Origin of the sequence: Bradyrhizobium sp. CSA207 (assembly GCF_029051685.1) — a bacterium.
Classification (GTDB): Bacteria; Pseudomonadota; Alphaproteobacteria; order Rhizobiales; family Xanthobacteraceae; genus Bradyrhizobium.
This window is the reverse complement of sequence record NZ_JAACFT010000004.1, coordinates 12,434-25,785: the sequence shown is the minus strand read 5'-3', so window position 1 is coordinate 25,785 and position 13,352 is coordinate 12,434. Positions and strand designations below refer to the sequence as shown.

Sequence of the window (13,352 nt, the reverse complement as noted above, 5' to 3'; positions counted from 1 at the left end):
CTAGAATATTCGAAATATAGGCTAGTCTCAGGCTGTCCTAACAACACTTTCCGCTCTGCTGCCGACCCTCGGTCGCCCGGCCTGCTGAGCCGTGGCCGGAACCACGGCGGTGCGTGAAGACGATGCGGCCCCACAGGCAAGCGCGGCGGAACAGGTCGGGGCCGATCTCGCCTTGCTCGAAATCGCTGGATAGTGAAGGCCCCCAGCATCCGAGGAAGGATCGATCCTGCAGGGGGCTGCCAGCCCTCCTTATTTAGCGGATAATCTGCTTGACCTTGATGCCGCGCAAGGCATCGATGCAGTCAGCTACCAAATGCAAGAACTCCTCTCGCTTTACGCTTTTCACCTGACGACTTTCCATGTTGACGAGAATGAACCTTGCCATGTCGTAGGCGACTTCAAACTGCGATTTGCCGGTAACCTCGACGTCGATCTTTTCAGCCATTTCGCTCCCCGCTAGTTGTAACTGGAAAGCGGTAACCTATGGGAAAGCGGATGGTCAGGTCGAGTCGCCTTCCTTCGCCTTAAAGCCGGTGCTCCCTAGTCGCGTCGACCAGCATCAGAACGAATCCATCAGCCGCTCCATGGCGGGATGTTTACGGTTCTTGATTTTAGCCAATGCCTGGAGCGGCCGGCGCGATAAGGTCGATCCTTGTGTTTGGAGACCAGGCCCTCAAGGCCCATATTGCAGGCGGCGCGGAACAGGTCCGGCCCGATCTCGCCGCGCTCAAAAGGCGCAACGGTGATGCCATTCGGCTTGCCGCGCAGAAGTCGGGCCAAGTTGTTCTTGCGCATATGCAAGGGCAGGGACCGTAGGTCATCGCCGCCCATCGAATGTCGAAGACGTATAGCTGCACCTCCTCGTCGTGCTTGCGCGAGTGCAGGGCGTTGAAGTCGGAGCGGCCGTCGACCCCGAGCAGTACGGCCTCGCCATCGATCACGAAATGCTTCTGCCGGTTCTTCAGCGCAGCCTCGGCGATCCAGGGATAGCGGTTCGTCCAGTCGGTGCCATTGCGCGAAAGCAGGCGCACGCGATCGTTCTCCCGAATGACTAGCATCCGGTAGCCGTCGTGCTTCACTTCATGGATCCAATCCGGTCCTGTTGGAACCTGCTTGCCGGCAGTCGCAGGCAGAGGTCGTACGCCATACGCATGTGCGAAAAGATAGGCGTCTCGAGGTATTTTACAAATCGGCAGATCTCTCGCCCACCTCGGCGGCAAACACGCCGTGGTGATCGGTCACCTTGGTCACTAGTTCGCGCGCTCCACCGAGGAAAAAAGACAGCCAATGTCGAATACCGAACAGACCAGATTGCCGAATTTTCCTAGTCTACGAGGCTGGTCTAACGGCGGATCTTCTGGGGCATTACAATAATAAAAGGGGCTTGCAATGGATGATCGTGCGCAACTTGATGATTGTCATTTCGCTCTGCGCCAACACTTTGAGGCACTCGCTTCTCAAGTTTTCGAACTTGAGAATCTTCGAGACAAAGTAGCCGAGGCCGAGCGCAGAATCTTCGGTGCGGCACGCGAAACTAGGAAGGCGATTTATGAGGGCAGCCCAGTTGGCCCGGCCAGCAGCGCGATAATCTAAAATCGACGTACGGAATCGGGCTCCTAGCTGCTGCCCATCCCCAGCAGGGCGCGACTTTGGACATTCGTGATTACCGACAGCAGTTTGAGAACATGTCCGTCCATCAGTTGTGGACTCTGTTCACGGACGTCGATCAGATTCTGGCCGCAAGGATCATTGCCAAGAAGGAAGAACTAGATAGGCGCCTCGATCGGCTCCGCCGAACAGACGGACCAAGTTCATCAAAGATCAGCGAACGTTCATCATAGTCGGCTCACTACCGCCCCTGAGAATGGCGCCACGTTTGCCGCAAGTCAGGCAGACCGCTACGACTCCTGACGTTTGAAAGACGGCCCGGTTTAGGGCTGAATGAGGGGGACACAGAGGCCGCTCCGCCAGCTCACACGGAGCCAGCGACACAGCAAACGGCGCGGTGCCGTCACCGTTCCTAACGGAGCCTCAGCAGATCGTCAGCAGCCGGACGCAGGTGCCGCTCGCTTGCAGCTCGAGCCAGCTGCGCTCCAGTGATTGGGACCATTCGAGCAGCCGGGGGTTATTTGGTCCTAGACAGCAGCAAGCCACAATGCCTCTGACCCTGCGAAAGATTGGCCTCGATGAGTACACGGTCCATGAGGATCGACAGCTGGTCGGGCGCATCCGCTACGCTAGCGAACGCTCCCCAGCGTTCTGGTTGTGGACGTGCATCGTGACGCTTCCCGGTCCGCCGTTCGGGGAAGCTGGCTCGCTCGATGAAGCGAAAGGGCGATTCATGGTCGCATGGCAGAACTTCAAGGCGAAGATCTGTGTCGACACTTACGTCGGATAGCCCGCGTTGCGGCGGCGCATATGTATGCTCGGCTCGTCGACCCAGGCTTCCCGCGCGAACCACGCGTGATCGGTGCGGCAGATCGGACAGCGGGTGCGCGAGAAAAACACTGCGCGACGCCCAAAGCTCTCGCGATCAGTCTGGATGCCGGTGGGAATCGCGTGTCCGGTTTCCGGACATTTGACCATGACCATACCCATGTCGCCCTCCTTTGCGATCGGTCGTCACTGTAGTTGCAGAAAAACACCGGCCGGTTGGAGTGCGCCCTATGTAGGTGCGGGGTACTTGGGGGATCGCGCACCTTGTTTGACCGAGCAGGGGGCGGCAGTGGGGGCTGCATGCTCGGGGCTTATTCCAACCGGCCGGATTCCTCCTCATCCTTGGACGTGAATTGAGCGCCGTTCTTCTAGCCGGCTTGGTGGAGGACCTTGGAGAAGCGCTTCCTGATCGGCTCACCCGTTTCCGTCGCAAGCTTCTGGGTGAGCGCCCACAATTCCTTGTTCTGGTCGGTTGCGGTCTCAAACGCTTTGCGCGCTTGCGCCGCAGACAAGGCATAGACATCGGCCGCTGACTTGCTGCCGTAGAGATGGACGAAAAAATCGAGCGCAGTGGCGGCGTTGGCGTATGAGATTTCGAACACCTTGAGCCCGTAGTCGGTGGCGCTTTTGGCATTGCTCGAATAGGTCTCGCGCAGCGCTTCTGTCATCTCCTCCGATGTGGCCTTGATCTTCTCGTAGCCTTCCCGCGCGCGCGCGTAGCCCTGCTCGACAAGCTCGCTGGATACGCCAGGCAAGGCGATCTTCGGGAAGTCCAGCAACGGCATCCCGAAAATATTCGTTCCGTTCAGTGTGGCTTTCATTTCGCTTTCACTCACGCAGCATTCCCTTTCTCAAGCGAAAGCATTCCTCGCGACGGTCGCTTGCGTCACGAGAGCTCCACGCTCTGTGTTCAATCAGATTTTGGATGAGCCTTGAGTTAGCCCCCGACCCATACGACCTTGTGCTAAGAGAAGCGGGACTGTCGGTTCGGTTTGCGACTCTCGCTCAAGATCTTTTTGAGATTGTCAACACAGACGAAGGTATAACTGCGGAGCGCTGTGCATAACAGGGATATCCCTAGCCGCTGCGGGTGGGCACAGCGCGGCCTGCCGCTCCAAAGCGCCGTGCGCGAGCGATAAACCAGATAGCGGCCGCTCCAAGCACGATGGCGGTATCCCCCGGAAATTTTGATTAGTATGCTCCGACAGCGAGCACCCCCAATCCCTAGCGGCTTGCAATTTGTTCCCTTTTCGTTCACGGTGTGACGATCGTGGGTGAACGTCAGTGGATGCCAACCGAGAACGCGAAATCATCCGGCTGTGGCACCGCCTGCGCCTCCTAGAGCGTCAGGGCCGCTCCGTGGCCGCTGTCCTCCGGGTTCGGATCAGGGCGACCCGTGAGGGTTGGTGCTATCAACATGTGCAAGCGATCATTGTTGCGATCGACCAATATGCTGAGGCGGCTCTCGGTAACCGCCACTTCTTTTTGAACAGGCCTCACAGCATCGGTGGCAGTAGGAAAGACCAAGTCCCGTAAGGCCGATGTGCAATCTCTATTCAGTCACCACCAACCAAGAGGCGATCCGCGCGCTATTTCGCGTAGTCAATCGCTATGTCGGCAACCTGCCACCTATGCCCGGCGTGTTTCCGGACTATCCGGCGCCGGTCATCCGAAACACTGACGCCGGAACCGAGATGGTGCTGATGCGCTGGGGCATGCCGCCGCCACCGCTCACAGGCGGGCCGCCGGTCACCAATATCCGCAACACGTCATCGCCGCACTGGCGCGGCTGGCTCAAGCCAGAGAACCGCTGCTTGGTCGCGGCGAACAGCTTTGCCGAGTACGCACCGGAGCCGAATCCGGCGACCGGCAAAAAGGACGTTGTCTGGTTCGCGCTCAACGATGACCGACCGCTGTTCGCGTTCGGAGGCATCTGGACCGAGTTCAAAGGCGACCGGGGCACCAAGTCGAAACCGATCCCCGGTCCAAACCTCGTGTATGGGTTCCTGACGACCGAGCCGAACGCCGTGGTCGCACCGATCCATCCCAAGGCCATGCCGGTGGTCCTGACCACCGATGAAGAGCGCGACGTTTGGATGCGAGCGCCGTGGGATGAAGCTAAGGTCTTGCAGCGGCCATTGCCCGATGATGCGCTCAAGATTGTAATGCGCGGGGCGGATAAAGAAGATCGCGCGGCGGCATAAAGGGGTAGTCTTGACACTGGAAGAACTCGCAAGGATCGCGCCAATTGGGACTGTGATCATTGCGCTTAGCGCGCTGGGTGTCGCAACGTGGTCTTTGTTAGCCCAGAAAGGGGTTGCCCGTCGGCGTGCATCGAGGATCGGCGGACAAGGGATCGATCCGTATGAGCAAGACGCAGCAATCGCCGCTCTTGGCCTTGAGGCGAGTGCCGCACGCTTTGCAATCGTAAAAGAACTGACAGGCGTCAGTCGGCATGGTTTCGGCCGAAGCGTGATGACAGACCGGGCACGTAATAATCGAGTGGGTTTGCATATGAGTATAGTATTAAATCCAGGGCAAACTTGGCCACTTCGAAATTTCGATTGACGTATCCGGTTATTTCCATAAATCTGGATATATGGAAACAGAGGAAGCTGTCCTCGCCCTCGCGGCCCTGTCTCAGCCGACCCGTCTGGAAGCTTTCCGGACGCTGGTGAGACACGAGCCCGAAGGCCTCGCGGCCGGCGACCTCGCACGCCAGCTTGAGGTCCCGCCGAATACACTTTCGGCGCATCTCTCGATCTTGACGCGCGCGCGGCTCGTGACTTCGGAGCGGCACAGCCGCTCCATCGTCTATCGCGCCAACCTCGCCGAATTCCGGGACGTTGCGGTTTTCCTGCTTCGAGATTGCTGCGGCGGCCGGCCAGACGTTTGCGAGCCGGTCGTCGAAAGCCTGCAAGCCTGCTGCTCGCCAAAACGAAAGGAGCGAAGCCGTGCCTGACCAAGTGTACAATGTGCGGTTCGTATGCACAGGCAATTCGGCACGCTCGATTCTCACCGGGATACTTCATTCAACACCGAAGGCCGGCTGATGGACACGTTCGACCTTTCGCGGCGCCTGGCGGCCGAGGCGCTCGGCACGGGCATTCTCGTTGCCACCGTTGTCGGCTCCGGCATTATGGCGGAAACGCTGACCCGGGACGTCGCGCTTGCGCTGCTCTGCAATACCCTGCCGACCGGGGCCATTCTGGTCGTGCTGATTACAGTGCTCGGACCGATCTCCGGCGCGCATTTCAATCCGGCGGTCACGCTGGTCTTCACCGGCAAGCGCGAGCTGCCGGTGAACGAGGCCGCGCTTTACATGATCGCGCAGATCGCTGGCGGCATTGTGGGAACGATGGCTGCGCACCTGATGTTCGGACTGCCGCTGCTCGACCTCTCGACGAAAGTTCGGACCGGAGGGCCACAATGGTTTGCCGAGGCGGTTGCTGCCTTTGGGCTGGTTGCAACGATCCTGGCCGGCATCCGCTTTCAGAGGACCGCCGTCCCCTGGCTGGTCGGCCTTTACATCACAGCGGCCTACTGGTTTACGGCCTCGACGTCGTTTGCCAATCCTGCCGTCGCAATCGCAAGGTCCCTGACGAACACTTTTGCAGGTATTCGCCCAGGTGACTTGCCCGGATTCATTGTCGCGGAGTTTTGCGGAGCGCTGGCCGGCATGCTGTTGATGACTTGGCTGCTCGGACGTCCCCGGGCGCGCGGCCCCGTCCCAATTGCGGAGACACAAAGATGACCGTCACGATCTACCACAATCCGGCTTGCGGAACCTCGCGCAACACGCTCGCCATGATCCGGCAGAGCGGCGTCGAGCCTGTTGTTATCGAATACCTCAAGACGCCGCCGTCGCGCGAAACGCTCAAGCAACTGGTCGCTGCGATGGGAATCACGATCCGCGAACTGTTGCGCGAGAAGGGCACACCGTACAAGGAGCTCGGGCTCGACGACCCCAAGCGGACGGACGACGAGCTTCTCGACGCCATGATGGCGCATCCGATTCTGATCAACCGCCCGATCGTGGCGACGCCGAAGGGCACGCGTTTGTGCCGGCCTTCCGAGGCCGTTATCGATCTCCTGAGCGATCCCGTCGGGCGCTTCGTGAAGGAGGACGGCGAAGTGGTCGAAGGACGATAGGCTCACGTTGTCCGTGCATCGGTCCTCCGACCTAATGCTCCCCGCACCGGCAGTTCTCGTAGTCGACGGGATCATGGCTGTTGAAGATCGTCACGCGGTCGCCGTGGCCGAGCTTCAGCGCGCGCAACCGTTCCTGATTGGCGATCCGCGCCTTGCGGTCCATGTCGGCGCGACGCTGGAAATAGCCGAGCACCAGCGGCATGCGCGGCGATGCCTTGAGCTGTCCGTGATGGAAATAGCTGTCGCCGGCATGCAGCAGCCATCCGTCGTTTGAGCGCACCGCGATGCCGCAATGGCCGAGCGTGTGCCCGGCAAGCGGGATCATCAGGACGTCGGCCTGCTTGTCACCGAGCGCGCGCACGCCCTTGAAGCCGAACCAGTCTTCGCCGGCCTCGTCGTAGAACTTCCAGCCCGGTCCGTGCTGCCATTGCTCCGTGACATAGCGGCCTTGGGGCGGTGCCGGCTTGCGCAGCACCGCCATGTCGTATTCGGCGCGATGCACATGGACCGCGGCCTGTGGGAAGTCGGGCACGCCGCCGGCGTGATCGCGGTCGAGATGCGTCAACAGCACGTGGCGCACGTCGGCGGGGGAATAGCCGAGCGCCTTCACCTGCTGCACCGCCGTCTCGGATGGATCGAGCTTTGGCGCGGTCTGCCTCAGCCAGCGCCGTCCCAGCCGGTCGGGCGCTGCGATATCGCCGAGGCCGATGCCGGTATCGACCAGCGCAAGCCCCTCACCGGTTTCGATCAGCAGGCAGTGGCAGACCATGCGCGCGCGCTGGAACAGGCCGCCGGTGCCGTTCACCAGGCGGCGTCCCATGGGACACATCGTGCCGGTGTTGAGATGATGGATTTTCACGGAAGATCCTCGCGTTGTCAGCAAGGCTTCTTGCCATCGCCCTATCTATAGGTAAACTATCGAGTACTGATGTTATCTCTAGGACTGACCTATGGATATCCGCGAGCTTCGCTACTTCGCCGCCGTCTACCATGCGCGCAATCTCACCGCGGCTGCGCGGGCATGCTTCGTGTCGCAACCGTCAATCTCCACCGCGATCACCAATTTGGAGGCCGAACTCGGCACGACGCTGTTCATCCGGCACAAGAAGGGCGTCGCACCCACCGCCTCGGCCGAACAGTTTCACGCCCTTGCCCGCAGCATCATCGACCAAGCCGATGCCGCGCGCGGCATGTTCCGGAAGCCGAGCACGAAGACCACGGTGACGCTGGGCATGATGCGCACGCTCGACGTGCCCCGGACGATCGCGCTGCTGAAGCCGCTGACGGTGCGCGCGGACATCGCGCTTCGCCTCGTCGGCAGCGACGAGCGCGCCGATGCGCGGATCATCTCGAAGAGCATGCTGCGCACCGATGAGCATTTCGTCGCGCTCTGGAGCGAGCGCTACGTCGCCGCCCTGCCGCCCTCGCACCCCCTCACGCTCAAGGACAAGCTCCGCGCCGCCGATCTCGCCGACGTCCCGCTGATCGACCGCTGTCATTGCGAGAGAAGCGAATTCTTCAGCCGCACCGCGCAACGCCGCCAGCCCGCGGCGATCGCGCAATCGGAGGACTGGGCCATGGCGCTGGTCGCGGCCGGCGTCGGCATCGCCATCGTTCCGGAAGGCGTGGCGAAGGGCAATCCGGACGTCACGGTCCGCGAGATCGAGGTCAAGGTCAGGCGCGAGGTCGGACTTGCCTATCGCGCGGCGGCTCCGCTGGCGGACGTGCTGAGGGATTTTGTCGCACAACTACAGAAGCGGCGGCGCAAGCCCGACCGAAGCAGGCCCCGGCGCTGAAGGAGCCGACGAGCTATCCCAGCAAGCCCTTCAAGCCGGCGTAGATCGAGCCGACGGCGGTCGCGGCGATGCCGGCCAGCGGCCCCACCGTCTGCATGAGGTCCTGGATCAAACGTGCGCGGCGGCGCAATTGCTCTTCGCCGACATGCTGCCCGAGCAAGCGCGCCATCCTGAAGGCAAACGCGTTCGGCTTGCCTCCTTGAGCAAGCACACGCGGCAGCACCTGGAAGATCAGGACGCCTAGAATGTTTCCGGAGACGAAGGCGAGCAGGATGCTCGCTCCGTATTCGAACACCTCCCGCCATTCAATCCACACCGTCGGCAGGATCGGGACACGATCGTGGATCCCGGTGACCGTCAGCATCGCCAGGATGCTGACGCTCGCAGCCAGGAACGCCAGCAGGAACGCTCCCATCGCCGAAACCCTGTGCAGGGGATAGGCAACGAATCCGAACAGCAGGGGCACCGCAATCGAGGCAATCCGGAGCGGGATCGGAGAGAGGTTGAAGGTGATGGTCACGAGGACATGCGCGAGCGTCAGCAGGATCGATGGAATGACGACATACAGAACCGCATGCGTTGCGAAATATCGCAGCGGGTTCTTGTATCGCTCGAGCCGGACATTGGCCCGGTCAAGATCACGCCTCAGTTTGTCCAGCTCGGCAACAATGCCGTCGATCTCGACAAGCGTCGGCCGCACGACCCTCAAATCGCGCGAACAATGCTTGCACGCGATGGCTTCGTCCTTGATCGTCTCGGCGCAGAACGGACATTCCATCGTCAGTGCGACTTCCGGCGCAGCATGATGGCCTCGATCTCGCTTCTGGCCCGCTTCAGCTCGTCACGCAGCTCATCGCGCTTGCGCAGGAGATTGTCGCGCTCCGCGATCAGCGTCGCGGGGACGGCGATGTCGCCCGCGCAGGACGCGCAAACCAGCGCACCATCCGCATTCACGGATTGGCAGTACGGACACTTCACTTTGGCGCAACCTTCAGGGTGAAGATGGTCGTGCCCGGCCGGCCGTCGCTATCTTTGATATCAACCCGCACCGTGTATTCGCCGGGTGGCAACTCCGCGTCCTGCATGTTGATGCCGTCGGACTGGACAAACGGCTTCACGCGCGCAGTGAGATCGACATTCGGCGTCCGGAGAAAGATCACCTTGACCGACTCCGGATCAATCTTTGCCCCGCCATACGACTCGAACTTCAACACCAGCCGCATGGGCGAGCTGACGGAGTCGCCCGGCGCGACGAATTCCACCTTTGGACCGCGCATGATACCGCGCCGGTCCGCCGCGATCGCCCCCTTTGGCGGCGGCAACTTGGCCTCCTCCTCCGTGATCAATGGCGTCGCCCGCGATGCGCCCGAAAACAGCAGACCTGCAGCAATAAACCCAAGCAGAATGTGACGCTTCATTACGAATTCCCCCATTCCTCACCTGCCCTCACCTGCAATCAACGTACGCCGCCATCGCCGATGATGGTGTACGGCGCCCAGAACAGCGGATGCGCATAGGCAAACTCGGTCTTGCCGTCGCTGCCCAGATAACCGGGGCCATCGACAAGGGCCATCATCGCCTCGCGCAGCGCTTGGCTCCGCGACAACTTCGGATCATCCGCCTGCCGCTTGAACAGATCGGTCACCAGTTGCCGCGCCGACTGCGAATGCACCGACCAGTTCGTGACCAGCAACGCGCGCGTTCCGGCGTAGAAGAATGCGCGTCCAAGCCCCGATGCCGCCTCGGCACCAGCACCTGCACCGGCACCGGTGTTGCAGGCCGACAGGATCACCCAGTCGGCATCGAGCTTGAGGCTGAGAATCTCCTCCATGGTCAGGAGGCCGTCGCCGCTCTCTCCGGTCACCGCCGGGGATGACAAGGCGAGCGCTGGCTGCGTCAATCCGTTGAGCTCGCCGGGGACGAGACCGTGGGTCGCAAAGGCCAGGATCTTGAAGCCGGAAAGATTCATGGTCTTGACGGCGCTCTCGGTCGCGCTCCTGCCAAGAAACAACACTTTTGAGGGATCCGCCTGCAACGCCAGCGCAATCGACTTCAACTCATCCGCGGTGTCGGGAAGGCGGGGCAGCAGACCGAGCTCGGCACTGTCCACACCTTCCAACTTCGGACTGTTGCGCCGCTTCAGCGGCCCGCCGCGCATCACGCTTGCGCTTGCGTCGGCGACCTGGACCTTGGCCTCAACGGCTTCCGCCTCGGTCTGCTGATCCCTGTTGAAGTAGGGATCGCCGAACGCCACGAGATCGCCGCGGCCGGGCTTGCCCGGCGGCAGCTGGCGCAGCGTCCGCAGGGCCGCCGCCGACGGGACCGTCGACACGGCATGGGTTCGCACCAGCCATGGAACGTTGCGATAGCCGATGAACAGTGGATCCTCGTCCTCGGCCACCTCCGCCGGTGCCGTCGGCAGCAAGGACAGCGGCAACAGGCCGAGTGCGCCGTTGGTCACGACAATGAGGTTCTTGGCCGGCTTCCACCCGCTCTCGACCGGCTTGAGCAGCAACTCGTACAATTCGTAGCCGAGCTTGAGGTCGAACGACGGAATATCGGAGATCATCGCGGCCTGCGGCTCCAGCGCCTCGCGCAATTTGCGAATCTTGGTCTCGATGTCGCCGATCTTCGCCTTGACCGCGGCGAATGCCACCGGTCCAGACTTCGGCACCGCCCAGACGAAGCTGCCGTTCTGACCGAAATAGAAGGACAGCATCGCCTCGTTGTCGCCGAGGGTCGCGCGGATCTCGGCGACGCTCGGGGGGTTGGGCGAGACGAGGTCGGCGTAGGTTGGAAACTTGTGCTTGATCTCCTGGCGCGCCTTGTCGCGCTCTCCGCGCAGGGCCACGATCTGTGCCTGGATCTGCTGAACGCCCTTCTCGTCGCGTTCGGCGGAGGGTAGCGCGAGCACGTTGTTGAGCGTGCCGAGCTGGGCGTTGACCTGCTTGGTCAGGTCCTGTTCCTTGCGCACGAGCTCGGCCAGCGCCGGGTCCTTTGCGGCCGCGCGGGCGCTGGAGGCGGCAAGCGCCTGCTGCACCGACCGGCCGCGGACGGCATCGGCCAGGCCAAAGGTTTCTTCGCCGATAGCACTGGCTCCGGCTCCATCGGCACGCCCGAGCAACAGCAGATAGCTCTCGACGATCGCCTGCAGCCGCTGGCTGCGCGCGGCCACCACGCTCGTGTTCTCGTCATCGGCATTCTCGTTGGCGCTCGCCATCAGCACCGGGATGGCCGCCTTGAATTCACGGATCGCGTCGGCATCGCGCCGCGCCCGCATCAGACCGACCGCCAACGTGCCGCGTGCCGAAGCGGTATCGAAATGGTTCTCGCCGACGCGGCCAATCTGCTTCTTCACCAATTGCTCGGCGGCGGCGATGCCTGCGTCCAATTGCCCGGCGCCGTAGAGCGACATGATGCGGGACGGGTTCAGCTCGAATGCCTGGCGACGCTGCGGCTGCCAATTGGCGATCGCCTTGTCGATTTTCGCAAACATCTCGTCGGCTTCAGCGTTCTTACGCTGAAGCGTCAGAATGCCGGCGAGTTGCGAGAACAATTGCACGGTCGCCTGCGAGTCCTCGGGCACCCCAACCGACTTGTTGATCTCCAGCGCGACACGGCCGAGCTTCTCGGCTTCGTCGTAGCGGCCTTGATCGACCAGAATGCTCGCCAGCCCCATCACGAAGCGCGGCGTGACGGGATTGTATTTGCCGGTGTCCTTCAGGCGCGACAACAGCGCACGGCGCGCATCGACCTCGGCTTCGGCGAGCCTCCCCTGCCTTGCCTTCATGCGGGCCTGATTCAACACCATGCCGTCGATGGCTTGCAGCAGAATGGTTTCCGCCGGCGGGTTGTCCGCCGCCAGGATCGCCTTCGTGCTCGACCGCTTGCGAAGCTCCGCGGTGCGATAGGCCGCCTCGGCCTCTGCAAACTGGCCGCGCGCCTCGAAGATCTGGGCACGAGAAATCTCCAGCTCGCTTTCCCAGTTCTGGCCGAATTTGGCATAGGACGACCGCCAATTGGGATGGCCGCTGGTGCGCGCTTCCTGAATTGCGGTCAGGCTGCGGCGCATATACGCTTCGGCCTGCGCCACGTCGCCCATCTGGATGAGAACGGATGCGATCCCACGATTGGTATTGAACTGCAATCCCTTGGCGCCCGGCATGCTGGCCGATTCGCGCAGAAGCCTTTGCATGATCTCGAGCGAACGCTTCGGATCGCCCGCGAGGGAGTGCTGCAGCGACTGGAGCTGCATCATCCGCCCGAGCATGTTCGGGCCGACGACCCCGCGTCCCACCTCCACGGCCTTGTCCGCATCCGCGATGGATTCGGCGAGCCGGCCAAGCTGCGCGCGCGCATTGGCGCGATCGAAATAGAATTGTGCGAGATCCTGGCGCGATTCCTTCCCCGTGGGCGCGTCGTCGGCGTCCGACTTCAGCTCCGCAAGCATCTTCTCGTCAGGCTTCTCGCCGTTGAGGACAGCGGTGATGTCGGCGATGCTGCGCGGCGGCGCGACGAAGTCCTTCGGCAAAGCAGCCGCCGGATCCAGCTTGGGCGCCACTTCCTTCGGAAGCTCGACCGCAACGTTGGCCCGGCCGTTGGCAGCATTGAGGGCCGCCATCACGCAGGCCCTGACCTGCGGGGACGCCTTGGCGCGGCAGGCCTCTATGTCGGCACCGGCCTTGCGGCCTCCCTGGGCCTGCATGCACGCATGGACGATCGGCTTGCCGACCGTCATCCGGCAGTTCTCGAGCGCCGCCTCCTTAGTCAGGGCGGCGGCGGCTGAACCGGTCGTTCCGAGCAGAATGGCAAGTGCCAGCAACTTCCGCGGCAGGGTAAAATCCGGACGGATTTCAAACGGATTCGCGGCGTCAAAGCTCATCTTGAAAGACCTTTGGGCAAAATGACTTGATGCAACGAAATAATCCTATCCTTATGGCTTGGGGGAACAAGCGCCAATCAGTGCGG

Annotated in this window: 16 protein-coding genes and 1 pseudogene; 7 read left to right on the top strand and 10 right to left on the bottom strand. The window is 62.0% G+C overall.

What is annotated here, in order from left to right:
- Window positions 1-253: 253 nt before the first annotated feature.
- Both GWG65_RS05090 and GWG65_RS05085 read right to left on the bottom strand, forming a co-directional pair.
- Window positions 254-445, bottom strand: a complete 192-nt coding sequence (locus tag GWG65_RS05090) for a hypothetical protein (protein WP_148740055.1) — start codon at window positions 443-445, stop codon at window positions 254-256.
- A 166-nt stretch (window positions 446-611) separates the two neighbouring features.
- Window positions 612-1,079 carry a hypothetical protein gene (locus tag GWG65_RS05085; RefSeq protein ID WP_275194315.1) on the bottom strand — a complete coding sequence of 156 codons (468 nt, stop codon included), beginning with the start codon at window positions 1,077-1,079 and terminating at the stop codon, window positions 612-614.
- A 310-nt stretch (window positions 1,080-1,389) separates the two neighbouring features.
- On the opposite strand from GWG65_RS05085, the gene GWG65_RS05080 reads away from it, so the two are divergent.
- A complete protein-coding gene (locus GWG65_RS05080) occupies window positions 1,390-1,593 on the top strand; it encodes a hypothetical protein (RefSeq protein ID WP_275194314.1) in 204 nt (67 codons plus the stop codon).
- A 562-nt stretch (window positions 1,594-2,155) separates the two neighbouring features.
- Complete coding sequence (locus GWG65_RS05075; RefSeq protein ID WP_275194313.1) at window positions 2,156-2,398, top strand: hypothetical protein; 243 nt, start codon at window positions 2,156-2,158, stop codon at window positions 2,396-2,398.
- Here the strand turns inward: GWG65_RS05075 and GWG65_RS05070 are convergent.
- Window positions 2,386-2,598, bottom strand: a complete 213-nt coding sequence (locus tag GWG65_RS05070; protein ID WP_275194312.1) for a hypothetical protein — start codon at window positions 2,596-2,598, stop codon at window positions 2,386-2,388. The genes GWG65_RS05075 and GWG65_RS05070 overlap by 13 nt on opposite strands.
- A gap of 206 nt (window positions 2,599-2,804) precedes the next feature.
- Window positions 2,805-3,257, bottom strand: a complete 453-nt coding sequence (locus tag GWG65_RS05065; RefSeq protein WP_275194311.1) for a phasin family protein — start codon at window positions 3,255-3,257, stop codon at window positions 2,805-2,807.
- A gap of 720 nt (window positions 3,258-3,977) precedes the next feature.
- On the opposite strand from GWG65_RS05065, the gene GWG65_RS05060 reads away from it, so the two are divergent.
- On the top strand, window positions 3,978-4,640 hold the full coding sequence (locus tag GWG65_RS05060) for an SOS response-associated peptidase (RefSeq protein WP_275194310.1): 663 nt from the start codon (window positions 3,978-3,980) through the stop codon (window positions 4,638-4,640).
- A gap of 129 nt (window positions 4,641-4,769) precedes the next feature.
- Here GWG65_RS05060 and GWG65_RS05055 read toward each other — a convergent pair.
- A pseudogene (locus GWG65_RS05055) lies at window positions 4,770-4,950 on the bottom strand (GDCCVxC domain-containing (seleno)protein); the annotation flags it as partial.
- 85 nt (window positions 4,951-5,035) lie between these two features.
- Between GWG65_RS05055 and GWG65_RS05050 the strand changes: the two are divergent.
- The 3 genes from GWG65_RS05050 to arsC all read left to right on the top strand — a co-directional run bounded on the left by GWG65_RS05050 (window position 5,036) and on the right by arsC (window position 6,588).
- Window positions 5,036-5,398 carry a metalloregulator ArsR/SmtB family transcription factor gene (locus tag GWG65_RS05050; protein ID WP_148739591.1) on the top strand — a complete coding sequence of 121 codons (363 nt, stop codon included), beginning with the start codon at window positions 5,036-5,038 and terminating at the stop codon, window positions 5,396-5,398.
- 90 nt (window positions 5,399-5,488) lie between these two features.
- Entirely contained in the window at window positions 5,489-6,190 is a 702-nt protein-coding gene (locus GWG65_RS05045) for an MIP/aquaporin family protein (protein ID WP_275194309.1), read from the top strand.
- Complete coding sequence (gene arsC, locus GWG65_RS05040; protein WP_275194308.1) at window positions 6,187-6,588, top strand: arsenate reductase (glutaredoxin); 402 nt, start codon at window positions 6,187-6,189, stop codon at window positions 6,586-6,588. The genes GWG65_RS05045 and arsC overlap by 4 nt, the downstream gene beginning before the upstream one ends.
- A gap of 31 nt (window positions 6,589-6,619) precedes the next feature.
- Here arsC and GWG65_RS05035 read toward each other — a convergent pair whose 3' ends face one another.
- The gene (locus GWG65_RS05035) at window positions 6,620-7,447 is read right to left on the bottom strand and encodes an MBL fold metallo-hydrolase (RefSeq protein WP_275194307.1); all 828 of its coding nucleotides are present in this window, start codon (window positions 7,445-7,447) and stop codon (window positions 6,620-6,622) included.
- 91 nt (window positions 7,448-7,538) lie between these two features.
- Here GWG65_RS05035 and GWG65_RS05030 point away from each other — a divergent pair, with 91 nt between their 5' ends.
- Window positions 7,539-8,384, top strand: coding sequence for a LysR family transcriptional regulator (locus GWG65_RS05030; RefSeq protein WP_275194306.1), 846 nt, complete (start codon window positions 7,539-7,541; stop codon window positions 8,382-8,384).
- A gap of 13 nt (window positions 8,385-8,397) precedes the next feature.
- On the opposite strand, the gene GWG65_RS05025 is transcribed toward GWG65_RS05030, so the two are convergent.
- From GWG65_RS05025 to GWG65_RS05010, 4 genes are read right to left on the bottom strand one after another with little or no spacing between them, the layout of a single operon-like run.
- Window positions 8,398-9,162: a hypothetical protein gene (locus tag GWG65_RS05025; RefSeq protein ID WP_275194305.1), complete on the bottom strand. Its 765-nt coding sequence runs from the start codon at window positions 9,160-9,162 to the stop codon at window positions 8,398-8,400.
- A gap of 2 nt (window positions 9,163-9,164) precedes the next feature.
- Complete coding sequence (locus tag GWG65_RS05020) at window positions 9,165-9,362, bottom strand: hypothetical protein (RefSeq protein WP_275194304.1); 198 nt, start codon at window positions 9,360-9,362, stop codon at window positions 9,165-9,167.
- Window positions 9,359-9,802: a hypothetical protein gene (locus GWG65_RS05015; protein WP_275194303.1), complete on the bottom strand. Its 444-nt coding sequence runs from the start codon at window positions 9,800-9,802 to the stop codon at window positions 9,359-9,361. The genes GWG65_RS05020 and GWG65_RS05015 overlap by 4 nt, the downstream gene beginning before the upstream one ends.
- Before the next feature lie 38 nt (window positions 9,803-9,840).
- Complete coding sequence (locus tag GWG65_RS05010) at window positions 9,841-13,266, bottom strand: CHAT domain-containing tetratricopeptide repeat protein (RefSeq protein ID WP_275194302.1); 3,426 nt, start codon at window positions 13,264-13,266, stop codon at window positions 9,841-9,843.
- Window positions 13,267-13,352 lie beyond the last annotated feature (86 nt).